This window comes from Leptolyngbya sp. O-77, assembly GCF_001548395.1.
Lineage (GTDB): Bacteria > Cyanobacteriota > Cyanobacteriia > Elainellales > Elainellaceae > Thermoleptolyngbya.
On sequence record NZ_AP017367.1, the window covers coordinates 110,261 to 127,339 of the forward strand.

16 protein-coding genes are annotated in these 17,079 nt (G+C 50.8%); all 16 read right to left on the reverse strand.

Going from position 1 to position 17,079, the window contains the following annotated elements:
• Positions 1-110 precede the first annotated feature (110 nt).
• Positions 111-854: a peptidylprolyl isomerase gene (locus O77CONTIG1_RS00545; protein WP_068507199.1), complete on the reverse strand. Its 744-nt coding sequence runs from the start codon at positions 852-854 to the stop codon at positions 111-113.
• Between the two features lie 294 nt (positions 855-1,148).
• The gene (locus O77CONTIG1_RS26505) at positions 1,149-2,156 is read right to left on the reverse strand and encodes a hypothetical protein (protein WP_068507202.1); all 1,008 of its coding nucleotides are present in this window, start codon (positions 2,154-2,156) and stop codon (positions 1,149-1,151) included.
• Between the two features lie 196 nt (positions 2,157-2,352).
• On the reverse strand, positions 2,353-2,598 hold the full coding sequence (locus tag O77CONTIG1_RS00555) for a hypothetical protein (RefSeq protein WP_068507203.1): 246 nt from the start codon (positions 2,596-2,598) through the stop codon (positions 2,353-2,355).
• 406 nt (positions 2,599-3,004) lie between these two features.
• Entirely contained in the window at positions 3,005-3,331 is a 327-nt protein-coding gene (locus O77CONTIG1_RS00560) for a hypothetical protein (RefSeq protein WP_068507205.1), read from the reverse strand.
• A gap of 453 nt (positions 3,332-3,784) precedes the next feature.
• Positions 3,785-4,117: a hypothetical protein gene (locus O77CONTIG1_RS24060; protein ID WP_156434780.1), complete on the reverse strand. Its 333-nt coding sequence runs from the start codon at positions 4,115-4,117 to the stop codon at positions 3,785-3,787.
• Between the two features lie 136 nt (positions 4,118-4,253).
• A complete protein-coding gene (locus O77CONTIG1_RS00565; protein ID WP_156434782.1) occupies positions 4,254-4,640 on the reverse strand; it encodes a HetP family heterocyst commitment protein in 387 nt (128 codons plus the stop codon).
• Positions 4,641-4,793: 153 nt separating this feature from the next.
• The gene (locus O77CONTIG1_RS00570) at positions 4,794-6,158 is read right to left on the reverse strand and encodes an HlyD family type I secretion periplasmic adaptor subunit (protein ID WP_068507207.1); all 1,365 of its coding nucleotides are present in this window, start codon (positions 6,156-6,158) and stop codon (positions 4,794-4,796) included.
• Positions 6,159-6,559: 401 nt separating this feature from the next.
• Positions 6,560-7,270: an ABC transporter ATP-binding protein gene (locus O77CONTIG1_RS00575; RefSeq protein WP_317134176.1), complete on the reverse strand. Its 711-nt coding sequence runs from the start codon at positions 7,268-7,270 to the stop codon at positions 6,560-6,562.
• A gap of 108 nt (positions 7,271-7,378) precedes the next feature.
• A complete protein-coding gene (locus tag O77CONTIG1_RS00580) occupies positions 7,379-8,344 on the reverse strand; it encodes a transposase (RefSeq protein WP_084781952.1) in 966 nt (321 codons plus the stop codon).
• 6 nt (positions 8,345-8,350) lie between these two features.
• Complete coding sequence (locus O77CONTIG1_RS23145) at positions 8,351-10,579, reverse strand: ABC transporter transmembrane domain-containing protein (RefSeq protein ID WP_084781956.1); 2,229 nt, start codon at positions 10,577-10,579, stop codon at positions 8,351-8,353.
• 1,500 nt (positions 10,580-12,079) lie between these two features.
• Complete coding sequence (locus O77CONTIG1_RS00590; RefSeq protein ID WP_068507213.1) at positions 12,080-12,484, reverse strand: carboxypeptidase-like regulatory domain-containing protein; 405 nt, start codon at positions 12,482-12,484, stop codon at positions 12,080-12,082.
• Positions 12,475-13,065 (reverse strand): hypothetical protein, encoded by a 591-nt coding sequence (locus O77CONTIG1_RS00595; protein ID WP_197673286.1) that lies wholly within the window; start codon positions 13,063-13,065, stop codon positions 12,475-12,477. The genes O77CONTIG1_RS00590 and O77CONTIG1_RS00595 overlap by 10 nt, the downstream gene beginning before the upstream one ends.
• Positions 13,066-13,374: 309 nt before the next feature.
• Entirely contained in the window at positions 13,375-14,268 is an 894-nt protein-coding gene (locus tag O77CONTIG1_RS00600) for a hypothetical protein (protein ID WP_156434785.1), read from the reverse strand.
• 182 nt (positions 14,269-14,450) lie between these two features.
• Complete coding sequence (locus O77CONTIG1_RS00605) at positions 14,451-15,056, reverse strand: DUF1517 domain-containing protein (RefSeq protein ID WP_197673287.1); 606 nt, start codon at positions 15,054-15,056, stop codon at positions 14,451-14,453.
• Between the two features lie 108 nt (positions 15,057-15,164).
• A complete protein-coding gene (locus tag O77CONTIG1_RS00610) occupies positions 15,165-16,139 on the reverse strand; it encodes a threo-3-hydroxy-L-aspartate ammonia-lyase (RefSeq protein ID WP_286132479.1) in 975 nt (324 codons plus the stop codon).
• A 61-nt stretch (positions 16,140-16,200) separates the two neighbouring features.
• Positions 16,201-16,962 carry a DUF4058 family protein gene (locus O77CONTIG1_RS00615; protein ID WP_197673288.1) on the reverse strand — a complete coding sequence of 254 codons (762 nt, stop codon included), beginning with the start codon at positions 16,960-16,962 and terminating at the stop codon, positions 16,201-16,203.
• Between the last annotated feature and the right edge of the window lie 117 nt (positions 16,963-17,079).

Here is a 17,079-nt window from a genome sequence, read left to right on the forward strand (position 1 = left end):
GGCTTGCCAATCTGGCAGATTTTTGCAAAACTCTATTTTCTATTGGGCGATCGCCAACCCATTTTGAAAAAGCTTCTGTATTAGCCCTGAGATGATTGAAAGATTCAGGCTTAGGAGTGATTTTGGTAGTACGAGAAGTGAATAAATTCACTCTCTAGCCACTCTTGAAACATGCGATCTAGAATCGCACCACGAGTTTCATCATTGAGTTCAGCCGACAAGAAACCGCCTACCATTAACAGGTCATAGCTTTGCCCCACAGGAAAGGGGCCCAACAACTCATTGGGCGCTGCCCCAAATACAGCAGAGCCGATATCGGGTGGAAAATCCCAGCGACCCAGTCGCCCATCATAGCCACATCGCAACCGTCTTTCTTCGTCTACATCATACAAGTGCGCCGCTTCATAAAAACTCAGTTCGCCCTCTTCAATTTGATACAACAGTTCTTGGGCAAGGGGGCGATAGGGCACCTGAATTCTGTAGATAAAAACTTGCTCATAATCCAACCGATTCGGGGCAAATACCCGATCTACGTCCTTTGAAAAAAGGGAGTTTTGCAGTTTTTTTAGCAAGAGGCGATCGCGAATTCCTTGTTCCCAATGCTGGGGAGAAATAAGCTGTTCCGACAGCCATTCTAAAGTCTGAGCCGCACTTTCCAACCGCATCTCATAACGCATTTGATCTGCGGCAGACTGGATCTCCTCCGGAGCAATTTCAATTTGATATTCTATGGCTGCTTGCTCGATGATAGAGCGATAAATAATCTGTTGGCAGACATCCCGAATCTGTAGATTACGTCTGAGACAATCTACAATATCTTCAGCACTCAAGGATGTACCCGCAAAATCTATCATATCCAAACTTGACAGCATAACTAAGCCATATCGTGAAACAACTTTCGTCTAAGCTACTCCTGCTCAGCACAAACGCACTGATTTTCTGCTTAAAAAAGCACACTTCAAAATCTGAATCTGAAATTAGTGAGATTTTATAGTTTTTCTGAATCATTGCGATGAAAATTTAAACTTCTTCTTGTGAACACCGGTCTTGCATGAACTACTCCCTAAAGGGGTCAATAAATTTGACGCAAGAACACAGGAAATAGACAGGTAAAAAATATCAGGATTCAGGTCAAAAAGCAGCCCATTTTAAGTTGATGCCAGAAAATCAGCGCTCGTCAGAGTCGTTGTCACTCCGTGGCTCGAGCCATCATTGATGACAGTATTCAGCACCACTGCCAAAAGCGTTGTCTCTGCCCCCATTCCAACCGTAATTAGCGTGGCACTACGGATACTTTGATCCGTAAAAGTGATAGGCACAAGGTTCAAGTCTCGAAGCAAAAGACCAGTCAGCAGTTGAATTTTGTCACTCTCAGATGCATTGAAATCAGCAATTATACTGGGTTGAGAGTCTTTGATTTTAGCGGCTGTTCCGCTCAATCTAAAAGTGTCTGCCCCTCTACCGCCAATCAGCAGATTAATGCCGCCGCCACCATCTAGCAAATCGTCTCCACTGCCTCCCAGCAGCACATCCATTCCCAGTCCGCCCAGCAGGACATCGGGGCCAGCACCGCCTTGCAACACATCGTTGCCCCATTTGCCGAAGAGGCGATCGCCCCCTCCCTTTCCTCCCAGCCAATCTTGCTCGGATGTGCCAGATAACTGATTGCCTTCTGAATTGCCAACGGCCTTCTTGACCGACGCGCCGTCTTGGGCATAGTCCCAATCACCTGTACCCATCGCCACAACTAACTCTGGCAGCAGTGGAGCAACATCTGCAAAATCTAGATCAGCCCAATTCAGCGATGCCGGAACCGTCGCCACTGCGATTGTTTCCAGCGGCTCTCCAGGAACGGCAGCAGGAACCGTCACGACTGCCGTTGTTTCGGGTGGCTTCCCAGGAGTCGTATTGGCAGATGCACCAGCGCTGATAGAGGTTGCGCCAGGGACAAACACGCTATCGCTGCTGCTGCTTGTGCCCAAGGGAGATGTCGCAGAGGAACTGCTACTGCCGCCAGCCCCGTTGGCATTCACGTAGGCAACAGCGCTACTGCTTGAGGTGCTGATCACGGAACCGTCCAGAATAGAGCTGTCTGTAGAAGCGGCACCGAACAGCGAGTCTAGATCGGGTAAACCAGAATAAAATACAAGGCTCATGATGTCACTGCCTGTAACGCCTGCAATCTGTCCATCAAGTCTGAATTGCCGCATCTCAACAGGTCGCTGGATGGATGCTGCATTTCTTGCGCGTCGAATTACGCTTGGATCACGCACTGCTCCTCACAAGGGAGGCTGGTCACCCGCGTCCCTCGCGAGCTTCAAAAGCAATGGCTTCAAAAACGCTATTGCCCAGTTAGGAAACATATACCGAAACAGAACGAGAGCGGCTGAAGCTGCGATCGATTCCGTCTGGAGTAACCGAGATGGCTACGGCCGTAGCCGAAGCGCGGCTAATCGTCACTCGCGGCATCTGTCGAACCACTGCAACCGTGCGAGTTTTGGTTAGAGCATACTCTCCAGACGCAAAGGCGATCGCCCCCGCTGAGGCATATCCTAGTCCAGTTTCAGCAAACGTATCGGTGGCTGCATATCCACCCACACAATCGCTTGGGCCCAGACAACCGTCTAGATCGGGTATTGCTTTAAGGTGAGGTAAGTCTTGAATCTTGAGCAATCCTGGAGGAGAAAGACCCGCTTGAGCCTTCTCGAAGGGCTTTACACCTTGGGAATTTAGTAGAGACATCGGAAACTCTGGCCTATATCGATTCTGGATTTTAGATTGGCGATTAATGACACTACAGGTCCAACGCAGATCCAAGGCAGATCCAACACAGATCCAATTTAGAAAAGGAGCGTCCACTAAAGACAGAACATTCTCAGCCTTCAGTGGACGGCTTCCTGATCTCTCTCAAATAGAGAGCGGGTTTTGAGATGCTTGAGATGGCTCTTCTTTCATGAAAGATCCACGCAATCGAGATTGCATCCGCACTCTGAGATGGAACAAACTACCAGTTAATCAGAGCAGCCGAAGTGCTGAGCGAGAAGGAGTTGCCCTTGTCGTCAACTACAGCTAGAGTATCTGCCTTCGTAAAGGAGTAAGCATCATAGCGAACAATAGCATCACCCTTCGCACCAGCAGATGCAGAGATATTATGAACGTTGCCAGGAGCTTTGATGACAGTTTCAAAGCGATTGGTCGTGTCAAAACGAACACTTACTTTGTCATCTTGAGTGTAGGTGCTGGACAGGTTGCGACCCGGACGATAGAAGGTTCCACCCTGCACACCTGCTTCAGCAACGGTTTCCAGATAGTTTAGCTCAGCAATAATCATTGACTTTCTCCCATATAGGTGAGTTGTTTTAGATGCACATCTCTTAATTGAGATGTTGTTTATATCTTATGAGATTGACTTGTTTGAGGTTGCCATTTTGGCATATTTTGAATTTACATAGCTTTGAGCGAATGAGAAGCTTGGATAACAGATTTGAATGATAAAAATGACAGATCTGATTAAAAAACACCTGGCAAATATAGAATTCAGGAATTTAGGCTCTCTGCATAGATTTCATGTCTTGAAATTGTTGCTCCTGAGATCAGTTCTCAATCTTGAATGTTCGATTTTGTCTCGCCAGTCCCACGCTTAGAGGCTCCCAGCGGTTTCATCCGTAGTGCCACTCAAGAGAACAAATGTTCTCTTTGAGAATAATCATGATTGCCAAAACAGAGGATAGAAATGGATTTCCTATCCTCTTGATTCTAGATTGCAAATTGCAGTGCAAATTTCTTAGAAAAGGCCGGTTCGGCGGCGGGGGGGACGAACAATGGGGGTCGGGAAATTCAGCGATTGAGTGGAGAGCGTCCAGTTGGTGGTTGTCACGCCATTAATCACTTCTGTAACAGAGCTGCTGAATACAAAAGGAGAGTCTACATTCTGAAAAGAGATCGTGATTGTTTGAGGAGGTGACACAGGGCTACTAAACAAGATTGACTCTCCTTGTTTGAGGAGTAAGTTTCTACCAGAAAGCTCAATCAACAGATCGCTAGAATTGGCTGAGCCTCCGACGAGATTTGAGGCTTCGTCTACTTTTTCGAGATAATCTAGGTTGTGAATTAGCATGGTTTTTCCTGAGGGAAGGGTTTGTGCATTGAACGAAGTTGCGCCTGCTATGATTTCTAAATCTTGAGTTCCAAGAGATAGATGAGAAACAAGATGTTGGGGCTAGTTCCGGGGGAATGATGGAATTCAAATGGTGTTAATTCCAAAGGGAAACTTTGAACCAGGGGCGATCGCCCTCGATCCAACAATCTCCCCCGCGAACCTCTGCCTGAACTTCTTTCAAAGGTTCCAGATAGCCCAGGTCTTCGAGCCGGGTAATGCAGTCCTGAAGAGATAATGTTTCTTGGGGCGGCTGTGGCTTGGAAAGTTCCGATGTTGTCTTTTGCTTTTTATGCGGATTGTTTTCCTTCATCAAGCGATTGTAGGTGCGGTAGGGGATATAGTGCAGTGGATTGTATCCCGCAAACTGAAGAATCAACAGGCAAGCCCAAGAATACTTGCCCTCTAGAATGGCTGATACAACCTGATTGAATTGTTCGGGATTCATTGTCTTATCCAGGCGACTTGAGAGGTTTGAATTCACAGCAGGACTCTCCTACAAATTGGATTAAAATAGAAATTGGATTAAAATAGTGCAGAGACTTCAAGATTGGGCATTGCCGATGAAGTACTATTCTGTCCGATTGACATTCTGTCCGATTGACATAGATTTTCAGAGTTCAATCGAACCGCATTTTTACATCTTGAGGCTATCTTTTCGGAGCTTTTGAAAGGGGTCAAGCAGCACATCGAGAATTCGACGCTGCCGCAGGATGATTTCGGCGGTGGCGGTTTGCCCGGCTCGCAGTAAGATGGTCTGACCTTGATGGCGAATGGTTGAACGATCTAGGGAAATTTCTACCTCGTAAACAGGGCCCAAGCGCTGATCGTCTTTGGCAGCTGGCGATACGGTCAATACTGTGCCTGACAAAACGCCGTATTCTTGATACGGAAAAGCATCTACTTTGACCTGAGCGGGCATTCTAACCTGAACCAAGCCCGCTTGCTGATTTGGAATTTTGGCAGAAAGCACCAAGGGTGAGTCGATGGGGGCAATTTCGGCAATCGTGAGTCCGGGCTGGACGACTTCGCCTACGTTGTCGATATGTAGTGCCGATACGGTTCCCGCGATGGGTGCAGTCAGTATCGTAGACTGGATCTGGGTTTCAGCGGCATTGAGCAGTGTTTCTGTTTCCTTAATTTTTGCCTCTAGCTCAGATACGTTGACCTGGATTTGTTGGAGACGCTGACGTTTTTCTAGGTGGCTCCGCTGAACCTCCGATTGCTGCTGGGCGAATTCTGCCTGATATCTTTGGGCACTGGCGATCGCCCGCTGCAAATCTCCTTCGCTTTGAATCTGCACACGCTGGCGATCGCGCAAAGATTGTTCGACCTCAAACAATTGTTCCTGGGCGATCGCGCCTGCCTCTACCAGCGGCTTTAGGCGTGCCAGACGCGCTTGATATGCAGTCTGGTCGATTTCAGTCTGCTTCAGCAGTTCTTGCTGGGTCGCGACGGCAACCTGAGCCTCTGCAAGGGACGCAGATTGAACTTGCGCCTGACTTTTGGCGATCGCCCACCGCATCTCCGCCTCTAGCGCCGTGCGATGCAGCAATTCCTGGCTCTGAATCAGTTGCAGGCGATATGCAGAAAGGCTCTGCTGGAGGCGACTCACCTCCGCTTCAAGCATTCGGCTATCGAGCGTAGCCAAGACTTGCCCCGCCCTCACAAAATCGCCCTCCTGAACTAGCAGCCGCATAACTTCACCTTGGCTGACTGGCTGCACCTTATAGACGCGCCCCTGGGGAACCAATTGCCCCACCCCCTGGCTCACGTCTTGCACTTTGCCAAACCAGACCCAAGCTGCAAAAACACAGCAAAATGCCAGCCCAACTCCAACCATACGGCCTGGCAGCGACGCAGGAGGCTGATCTAGCACAGATTGCAGCGATTGACTCCAAGCGGGCGGGAGGGCTTCTGAAGGGGAACGAGGATCATCCGTCGTTGTTTCTGAAGTGGCATTGAGTCCTGGTTGACTGGCGGGCTGTTCGTCTAGGAACATAAGCAGTGACTTAGTATTTACCTTCTGGGGACTGAAGAAAAGTCTGAAGTGCAGACGGGGCGAAACTCAAACCAACTTTCCTGATTGGATAAAGTAAAGTTAGGAATATCCTAAGAGAATTCTGAGTGGCTAGCTGCCAAATTGGCAGTTTTCTGTATCAGCTTTTACAGGATGTAGATTGCTCAAAGAGTCTAGGCGAAGATCTTGCGATTCAAAAGATCTCCGGAATACAAAAATGACAGAATTTGCCCAAAAACAAATTTGGCTAAAAATTGCTAAAGCACGCATTGCTCCACAAAAGTGATGCAGAGTGGCATGACCAGCATGACGGTTTTGGAATGCGGTTCTGAAAGGTAGGGCTGTCACAAATCTATAACTCTGTGACAGGTCTATCGCGCAGACTAAAGCTCAAGCTGCTGTTGGGCTAGATAATGATATAGACCTTGTTGCTGAATCAATGCGTCGTGGGTTCCTTGTTCCACCAAGATGCCTCGATCGAGGACTAAAATACGGTCTGCATTGCGGACGGTGGAAAGTCGATGGGCGATCATAAAGGTAGTGCGATCGCGACTGATTTGCACAAGGTTCCGCTGAAACCGTCGTTCTGATTCAGTATCTAGAGAGCTAGTGGCTTCATCCAAAATCAAAATACTTGGTTTTCCTAAAAGCGCTCGGGCGATCGCAATTCGCTGTCGCTGCCCGCCAGACAGCGTAGAACCATGTTCTCCGACAGGGGTGTTATAGCCGAGTGGCAAAGCCTGAATAAACGCATGAGCTTCCGCTAATTTAGCCGCCTCAATTACTTGTTCCAGTGAATACTCAGGGCGATACAGCGTAATGTTTTCGAGAATTGTACCGGAGAATAGAAAACATTCCTGCGGCACCACGCCAATTTGCGACCGCAAAGAATGTAGCTGGACGTGCCGAATATCATGTCCATCCAGCAGCACACGCCCTTGGTTGGCAAAATATAGTCCCTGAATCAGTTTAACTAGCGTCGTTTTACCAGAACCACTCCGCCCAACAATGGCAATCGTTTGACCTGGTTGGGTAGAAAATGAGAGATTTTGCAGCGTGTTGCGTTCCTCGTCTTCGCCATATCGAAATGTCACATTTTCAAACACAACTGCCCCGTGCAGCCTGGGTAATGGCAGGTGAAATTGTTGGGATGCAGAAGTGTTGAATCCAGATAGAAAACTTTACATTTTAGCTTACAAGAGTCATACGAGTGTTTCGGGCAGCAGATCGTAGCTCCAATGAACCATTGAGCAGCGACGGCTCAGTTCCAGTTGTAAATACCGAAACTTGTCGAGCAATTCACTGCCATAGAATGCTGGAATTTCGATTAACAATAAGATTAAATACGTGATGAGCACCATATAAATCTGAATACTCACCCCATTCACATTCTTGGTGATGAGACGATCGAGCTTTAAGTGCATCTTGAGAAACTTCCATAACACCTCAATTTGCCAACGATGCCGATAGGTATCACTGATTTCTTCGTCGCTCATCTCATTGACATTAGTTGCCAGACGAAACTCGCTCCGACTCTCCAAATCACAGAACCAAACCACGCGGTAACGGTCGTGGTCAAGTTCAGTCTTCATATTGTTCTTGATTCGCACCACAAACTTTGTTTGAGTGAGACTCATTTGGTCGAGAAATTCCCAGCTTGCGAAGCCTCTATCCATGATGCCGATGCCGTTTTCGGGAATCATCGTGCTAATCGAATCGGCAAACTTTGCATCATGTCCTTGCCCAAAATGAATCAAGCATTCACTCGAATATCCTTGCTCTAAGTTGATTCCATTCAGTAATTTAACTTGGTGATATCCTTGCAGCCAAAATAGCTTGCTGGTAAGTGTAACGATGGTTGAATCAATCGGAAAAAGTATCTGAGCCGCGGTCGGCTGTTTGCGCTTTACTTGCTCAATCAACTGTGCATAGATTCGACAAAAGTGCCCATCCGTTCGAGTTTTGCAAGCTTTAGAAAAGGTGGATATATCGACCTCAACACCTGTACGATTTAGGCGGTAAAATAAGTCTCTCATGCTGGTTAAGCCCTTGTCCAACACAAAGGTCAACCAGATTTCAAAGAACAAGCGCGAGTTCAAAACGGGATAGTCATGCGGACAAAGCTGCATCAAGATCGATTTGACAAGCTTCGGAAATGAGGCTATCATCAGGCATCATTTTTTGTTTACTAGGGGACAGAATACTGCATTCTGTCCCTTTTTTTCGTCGCTTAATCTATCTTTCAACACTTCTGGTTGGGATGATTCTTCTGGTTTCGCTTCAAATACATCATTTAGGCGTTCAACAGAAATTAGCACTTCCTGAAGCTCATCCCACAAATTGGCTAACGTAATGACTGGGCTAATGACATAACCAATCATCATGTTAAATGCCACAAATTGGCCAATCGTTAAATCCCCCCGAATGACCAAAGTTGCGCCATACCACAGCAATGCTGTACTCCCAATCGAGTTGATCAGTCCGTTTGCTGCGCCCAGCCCAATGCCCAGTTTGGCTCCGCGAAATCCGGCATTCATCTGGTTAACCAAATGATTTTCCCAGCGCCAGCGAATTTCTTGTTCTGCGGCTAAGGATTTGACCGTTGCAATCCCTGTCATCATCTCTACTAGGGATGAGTTTTGCTCTGCTGCTTCATGAAAAATCTGGCGGGATACGCGCCGCAGAAATGGCGTTGCGCCGAGTGTGAGCAGCACAATCGGTGGAATCAGCAGCAGCACCAGCAGGGTTAGCCGCCAGTTGTAGTAGAGCATTAGGGCTAGGTAAATAAAGCCTGTCAAAAAGTCAAGCCAGGAGAGCATGACTTGGCCAATCAAAAAATTCTGAATTTTTCGGTTTTCCTGCACACGGGTGAGGATGTCTCCCACACGCCGAGACTCAAAAAATTGCAGCGGCAGCCGCAGTGTGTGGCGAATAAATCCACTAATGAGGGTCAGGTCGAGTCGATTTGCCAGATGGGTTAGCAAGTATTGCCGAACTGACCCCATGCAAATGCTCCATACACCAAACAGAAATAGACCGATAACAAAGGCGTTGAGTGTGGTTTGACTTTTTTGGACAACGACTTGATCCAGAATGATTTGGGTGAATAAGGGCGTTACTACGCTGAAGAGTTGAATCAGGAGCGAGACGAGAATAATCTGAAGCCCGATGATGCGATAGGGGATGAAAGTGCTGAGGTAGCGCCCCAGCGAGATTTGCTTAATTTCGAGGTCGTTGAGCTGGCTGGTCGGCTCTAACAGCAGGGCATAGCCTGTCCAGTGTGCTTGAAATTCTTGGCTAGAGAGCGATCGCCTGCCATGAGCGGGGTCAGCGATGATAATCCGTTTGCGGCTGGCGTGGTAGACCACAACATAGTGATTGCCTTCCCAATGGGCTATCCAGGGGCTGCTCTGGTTTAGCAAACGCCCCAGGCTGGCCCGCACGGGGCGAGCCTGCAACCCGATCCGCTCTGCGCCCTTAGCCAGGTTCTTGAGCGATGCACCTGCGCGGCCGACATTTGCCTGCTCTCGCAAAAAATGAATGGGCAGTTGTTTTCCCCAGTATCGAGCCACCATCGAAAGACAGGCGGCTCCACAGTCAGAAGAGCTTTGCTGTTCTACCCAGGGATAGCGATGAAAGGCATCGAGAATTCGCCGCTGAATGGGTTTTGGAAAGGTTAGCGGTAAATCTGGGGCCGGCTGAGATGGGGTGTTTGCTGGGGCTGGAGAAGGCTGGCTGGGGGCAGACGGAGACGGGCTACTCTGCTCTGGGCGATCGCCCGTGAAAAGGAGATGCCGTTCGTGGCTTGGTCTCTCGCCAGCAGCATCACCAGAGAGAGTCGGTGCATGGGTTGAACAAGAGTTATGCAGCAATAGGCTTAGGGCTTCCCAACTCGCCGCAGGTAATTGGTAGACCCGTAAATCGGTTTGAGCAACCCAGCTTTCGGGGATCGGATCTGGCGCACCCCAACTGTCGCCGACCTGGGGCACTGGGGATGCTGGATCGGTTGATGAAGAGCAGTTCTGAATCTTACCTTGCCGGAGCCAGAACCGTCCGCCGCTGGATAAGGCAACTCGAAGCGGTGTGCCTGTGGGAATATGACATGGGTTCCAGTCTGTAAGAAATCTCTGGATTTGGCGGCTGCTGAGCGATCGCAAATCAGGGCAATGGCGCAAAAAAATCATACGCTCCCGCATTCTAGCCTGCTGCATCAGCACGTCTTGCCAGGTTGATGATGTAGCCAGCAGCGATCGCCATATTTTATGAGAAATAGGAATCAGCTCAACCGGACTTGCGGCGATCGCCCGATGGCTTAAGGTTTCCACCCCCAGTAGAACTTCTGCCCCAAACGTATCTCCCGCTTCGAGAACCACCGCGGTTCCTTCACGCTTTCCATCAGCCATTGGACACAACAGCCGCACTCGCCCCTGCTGAATTATCCACAAAGCAACCTCAGCACTAGCAGACGAGGTATCTGCCTGTGAAGTAGAAGCCTGCGACGTAGACGTAAGAGGGCTATCAATTATGGCAGCGACCCGGACAAGCTCAGTTCCCAGCGGAAAAGAAATGGGAGCCGCAACGTTTTCCCTTTCCTGTAGCTCCTGCAAGAGATTTCGTATATCTTCTTGCAATAGCCGCCATTCAGGAGTGATCTGAAGCTTGGGGATAGACTTTAGCAATGCAGTGTGAGAGACACCCGGATGAGTGCAACTGGGGTCAGTTAAATTCATAGCGAGACAGCCCTTGAGAGTTGACTTTTGGGGGTTAAAGCAACCTATGCTGGCCGCAAATTAGGTTCGTAAAAATACGAAACCTGAGTGCTGGAGATAGATGCTAGAGATATATCGCAGAGATGGCGTAGAGATAGGCGCTAGAATTTGCTCTAAAGAACAGGAAACCAAGGATTTAGACGGTTCTGCCGATTTTTGCCGATCCTTCAAACTCAGCTCACAGCACGCAAGCCCACAAAGCTTACGCCACTCTTGTCTTCGGGGCGCTTCAGACCCAGACCGTTTCCTAAATTATTCCGGCTTATAACGGATGCACAACCAGCTTACCCTTCGCTGAAAGTTGATGAGAGATGATGAGGGTGAAATGCCTGAACCAGAATTAACGTGAGTATCCTGAACCCGCGATTTTGAGCGCGATCCTTTATGACGTACGCTGTATTATGACGTATGCTGTATCTCTCGCGTTTGAGCCAACTATTTTTTTAGAGGGCTTGCTTTAGAGGACTCGGATGGACATCAAGCGTACACTCAAGATAAACTGACGGGCCTGCCACCGCAAGTTTTTTGAGCCTGGAATCATGCGGCCCAAGAAAGCTGCATATGCACAGGAGGTATGGTTACTACACCGTTCTGCATCTTTAGATACGCTTTCCGAAAGCTTAACTGATCAGTTACAGCATTACAAGTGATTTAAAGCTCAATTCTCAAAAGTTGAGCAGGTAATCGGTTAACTCACTCGGACGAACGTAATCCATCAGGCTGAAGCAGCGTAAAACTAAAGAAAACCGGAGAACTCAGACCAAACGTTCAATGAAGACATTTCACCTGCAAGTAGGTTAACAAAAGCATGGCTAAGATATTTCTTAACATTAAAAGATCGGCACGAGTCACAGTCGAACTGACATAATTCCTTATCCATAAAAAAGCCTTATAGTCACCTCGATTCAGTGCCTTGCTCCGAAAATCAGCCAGGCTATGTCGAGCCATTCCTAACCAGCACCCCTATTTTTCGAGGTTTTCTTGCATGAGTTTTAGGTTCAGAAGTTATGCAATTGAGACGAATCTTGCAGAAAGTTGAATGATCTCTCGCAGGTGTAGCCCACCAGAAATCATTCAACTGCACCCGTCCTAAAGTTAAATTGCCTGCTATAAATTGCCTGCTATAGGTTTTGCCTAAATCATCAGGTTCATGAAGCTGCTGTGTCCTGCATCTTCTACTCGGATTGTCCAGCGGCCGCGTCTGGATAAATCCGGCGTAAACCTGTAGCGACCCTGGCGATCGCTCGTCCCCCTTTGCCAGGGCACACCGGGATTCCCCGGCGCAAAGATCAAGACCTGTGCGCCTGCCATCGGTTCCCCAGTGCTGTAGTCGGCAATGATTTCTACCGAGATAATCTGAGCATTTTGGGGCAGCGTAGATTCGCTGTAGGTAATGCTCTCCCCCTGGGCACCCCGCGCCTGCACGATGGCCCTTAAACCGACTTCGTGGGCCAGGGCTGGAACGGCTAACGTGCCCACTAGCAAGATCAGGCCGAGCGATCGCCCTAGATGCCGCTTAACCCTGGCTTCTAATCGCACGCGGTCACTCCTTCTGCACAATAAAGGCTCCACCACGGGTCAAGCTGATTGGTATCTGCTTCGCCTGTGCTGTGTCCCAACAATTCTTCAAAACTGGAATTCGGCCCGCCATAGCGCATATGCATATGAATGGGTTCGCCGTGGGGAGCGCGGAGCGCCACATATTTGAAACCACTGCAAGCCGCATCATCCGACACTAGCTCAAACAGATCCCAGATCGACGACTGAAAGCGGGGATAGTAGAACGGGTCGGGGGCTGCGCCGCGATAGGCATACTGACAGTTTTCGGCGATCGCATTTTCGCCTGCCAGATCTCGATAGAAAGAAAACTGCTCCATCTGGTTAAAGACAATGCGCCCTGGATTTCTCGGATCATTCAGCGAGGAGGGGACACTGGTATCCAGCGTGAACACGCCATTCACGCCCAAAAACGGAACACTGGAATTTGGAGAAACAACCGCTACGGGTTCGTTTGCCAATCCGCTATGCCCACTCAGGCAAGCCAGGGCCGTCAGAATTGCAACTGAAAGTTTTGGTAAATTGAGCGATCGCATAAACACCCATTTCCTCACAATGATCACTGGGACGATTATCTTTGGGACGACAGGTAGCCCTGTCGAATTAAGGCATAGCCTACCGAGTTTGCATTAAATTTGCGATGCCCCTGCTGAGGATGGGGATAATGTCGATTTGCGATTTTGGATAGGTGTTCTGGAATGGTGATTTTGGATTGGCGATTCTGGATTGCCAGTCAAGCGTCTTTGAGGCTTCCAGTAATTTTATTCGTAGTGCCACTTGGGAGAATGGGCATCAGCAGCTTACTTATTCCAAAAAAAGAGGGAGCGATCGCCCCCTCCGGTTTTATATCAAATCAAAACTGTTCGCTCAGCCTAGCGACGACGGAACCCGCCGCGCATTCCGCCACCCAAGGAGGGACGTGGACGCACGCTGCCAAAGCCACCGCCGGGGCGAACCGTCGTCTTTGGGCGGGGAGCCGTATTCGGGCGCAGGTTGGTAGAGCCAAACCCAGAGCCGCTGGGGCGATTCACCGTGGTCTTGGGTCGAGCGGTCGCTGGGCGGGCCGTAGTGGGCACTCGCAGTTGCCCTGACGTGCGAAGCTGGCGATTACGCACCGCATTGGGCACGGTCTTGTTTTGCGCCTGGTAGCGCTCGACCGCTTGTCCGTAGGTGCGACCGTAGCCGCCGTAGCCCGTCATCACGCGACCGGGGACATAGACGGGCGGAAAGTAGTAGTGCGGCGTGAACAGCAGGCTGCCAATTGCTTGACCTGCCAGCGCTCCGGCAAAGGGCGACCAGAAGCTCGGCTCCTGACGCACCACGACCACTTCCTGCTGTCCGGTCTGCGGGTTGACCTGGGTTTCGGTGACGTTGTGGACATACTCGATCCGAAAGTCTTCCGTCAGATGCAGCGAGGGCTGCCCGTTTTCAACTTTGAGGTAGCTCTTTTCGCCCGCGCTGATTTCTTCATCCGTCAGCCGCGCCATCGGCAAGTCGGCAGATTGGAAGATAGAAGACGTTCCCGGCGGCGTATTTAGCAACATCAGCGTATAGTCGCCTTCCAGGTCGTTGTAGCTGGCTTGCTGCACAGGGTACTTGCCATCGGGCAGCGTAGCTTGGGACGGCGCAGCGGCGACTACGGGTTGATCGGCAGGGGCGATCGCCTCCGAATCGCCAAAAGACGAAGAGCAAGCCAGCGTGGTGAAGGCCAGCGTGAACGCTGCCGTGAGGGCAACTAGCTTGCGAAGTACAGAAAACTGCATCATGGGAATCAATGGATGAAACAAAGAAGGGAACTTATCAGACGTTGGGGTTGACAAAGGTTTGATAAACCAAGGGAACAGGGCTGAACGCTAAAGGAAAATTGGCCCTAACTCTAATCTAAACCAGACGCAAGACCTGGCCCAAGCGCGGCCCGTCACAGCGCAGCAGCAGGCAGTTCAAAAATCTATAGGGGAACGAGTTCGGGATAATGCTGCAATAGCTCGTCGTAGGTGAGTTCATCGCCTAGTTGCGCCGGAGAAAAATGCACCTGAATCGCCCGCAGCTTTTCGTTGTGGTGCAGGTTGATGATGGACTTTAGCCCCATGCGGAGGGCGCTGGCGCTAGTCAGGTCGGTTTCCAGGGTAGGCACTTCGCCTTCATAGGCGACGGTGATCATCACCACCAGGTTTTGAGTAATGGGCAGAATCAGCGGCGTTTCTACATCCTCGGTGTCCGAGTCCAGCAGTTCTGCGCCGCTGCCATAGCGCTGCGCCGAATCGGTAAAGAGTTCCGTCACATAGTCGCCCGCCTCGCCTTCGTCCCAGAAAACATCGCCTTCGTTGGCGGCGGACTGCCAATACGCCTCATACTCCAGCAGGTGGTCGCAGAGGGTGACGAGTTCTTCCCCCAGTGCGTCCAGGTCGCCTTCGGAGGCGATCGCCCGCTGTCCTGCCTGATTTAGCACGCCCAGCAGCGGCGCAACCTCCCGTCCGGCTAAATGCAGAAAAATACGGCACACGACAAACCGCGTCTTGCCGCTGAGTTGTTGAAAGCGATCGCGCAGGGGCATAGGAATTTAGATTTTTGGATTTTGGGTTTTGGGGTTTTGGATTTGGGGTTGGGTTAAGCAGCAAGACGGCTACCCCATTCATATTTTGTCATCTGGCTTCCTGTTTCCTCACCTATCAGCAGGGAGGATTTCCGCCATCAACCGCCCAATTTGCCGAAGATCGACATTGCCGCCGCTGATGATCACGCCCACGCGCCCCGTCACCTGGGGCAAGTAGCCTTCCAGCAGGGCTGTGGCGGCCAGCGCCCCCGTCGGCTCGATCACCAGCTTCATCCGCTCCCAGAGGAAAAACAGCGTCCGCAGCAGCGCGTCATCAGGCACGGCCACCATGTCATGAACGTAGTGCAGCACCAGCGGAAAGGTAAGGCTTCCTAGCGCGTGTGTGCGTGCGCCATCGGCGATCGTGTCGGGGTTTTGCACCGTTTGCAGCGTTTTGGTGTGGAAGGATCGCGTCGCGTCGTCTCCGGCGGCAGGTTCCACGCCGATTACCCGACAACTTGGCGAGAGCGTGTGGGCGGCGATCGCACAGCCCGACAGCAGCCCACCGCCCCCGCAGCACACCAGCAAATAATCCAGCTCGCCCACGTCTTCGATGAGTTCCTTGGCCGCCGTGCCTTGACCCGCGATGACGTGCGGATGGTTATACGGCGGAATCACCACCGCACCGCGCTCCTCGGCGATTTGCTGGGCTACCTGTTCGCGCACGGCTTCGGAGCGGTCATATAGCACCACCTCTGCGCCATAGCCCCGCGTGGCATCTTGCTTGACCTGGGGCGCGTCGGCGGGCATGACGATGGTGGTGGGAATGCCCAATAGTTTGCCAGAGAGGGCGATCGCCTGCGCGTGGTTTCCCGATGAGTAAGTTAGCACGCCCCGCTGCTTTTCTGCGGGCGAAAGCTGCGACAGCGCGTTATAGGCTCCGCGAAACTTGAACGCGCCCATCCGCTGAAAGTTCTCGCACTTGAAAAACACTTCACAACCCGTGCGATCGTTTACCGTGCGGCTGGTCATGACGGGCGTGCGGTGGGCTACACCCGCCAGCCGTTCTGCCGCTGCTGCCACATCGGAGTAGGATACGGACAACTCGTTAACCTGATTGGAAGTTGAAGCAGCAAGTACCATCGTGATGTCCACCCGATTTTTTCTAAGCCTTTTCAATTTGTGACCGCAACCATTCTATTTCCAGTTCAGAGAGCGCGGGGGGCGGCGGTGGCTGGCGGTAGTCAATCGACAAGTCGTAGGCGGCCTCATCGTAGATTGCCCTCAAAGCTGCCCCCAAATCAAGCGGCACTGCCTCATCGGGCGCTTGCAGCGGCACTGGAAGGGTGGGTAGCTCATCCGCAAGGGCGATCGCCCAAACCTCCACTACTCCAGAATGGGCGCGAGTCAGCGTCACCAGATAAGGCACCGCAGGCAAGCGCGGATGATTATACGGACGAGTGCCTCTGCGGAGCAAATCGATCTCAATCAAATGAACATTGGCTTGATAGAGCCGTTGCCGCTTGCGGCGATATTCGCTCAATCCAGGTTCTCGCTTGTTGACCGGAGACAGAATTTCAATGCAGCTAATCAACCGATTCTGAGCCGTATCGCGAATCTCGATGGTTGGAATGCGGACTTCGACGGGTAGGAGCAGCGGCAGAGTTAAGAGGGCGGGCGTGGTTGCTGTTGCGCCTTGGGACGCTGGGCCTGTTTGGCGACTCGCCTCAGTCGGCTGCACCTGAAGCACTTCTACATCAGGATACAAAATGCCGATTTCACTCTCTGGCGACGCATCTTCGACTAGGTACACCTCCAATCGTGCGGTGTAGCGAGGGCGCAGCAGCGGCACGAGCATTTGCCGAATTTTGTTGGCAAGGGCGTTGTGTACATCTGACCAGAGATAGCCTTCAAGATAGGGGTCCATTCCAGGAAAAGGCGACGGCATGGCTAAAGCGTCCGAATCAACTATCCGAATCACAGATCAGTCATTTTCTCGATCATAACGACACTCCAAAGCGCTAAAAGCGTGAATTTGACAGAA